The 335-nt window shown below is 69.6% G+C and carries 1 protein-coding gene; it reads left to right on the forward strand.

From position 1 onward, the window contains the following. The coding region (locus FBT96_RS19465; RefSeq protein WP_169583643.1) for an arginase family protein at window positions 1-335 on the forward strand (335 nt) is incomplete at both ends.

The following is a 335-nucleotide window of genomic DNA, read 5'->3' on the forward strand; positions in this document are numbered from 1 at the left end:
CACGGGATCGAGGTGCATGACATGCGTGCCATCGACGAGACCGGCGTCGTCGCGCCGCTGCGGGCCTTCATCGAGCGGGTGCGGGCGGCGAACGGGCTGCTGCATGTCAGCTTCGATGTCGATTTCCTGGACCCGGGCATCGCCCCCGCGGTGGGCACCACCGTGCCGGGCGGCGCCACCTTCCGCGAGGCGCATCTGATCATGGAATATCTCTGCGATGCCGGGGTCGTCACCTCGCTCGATCTGGTCGAGCTGAACCCGTTCCTCGACGAGCGCGGCCGCACCGCCGCGCTGATCTGCGACCTGACCGCCAGCCTGTTCGGCCGCCGCGTGCT

It is taken from the genome of Rhodobacter capsulatus, from assembly GCF_005144475.1.
Taxonomy (GTDB): Bacteria; Pseudomonadota; Alphaproteobacteria; order Rhodobacterales; family Rhodobacteraceae; genus Rhodobacter; species Rhodobacter capsulatus_C.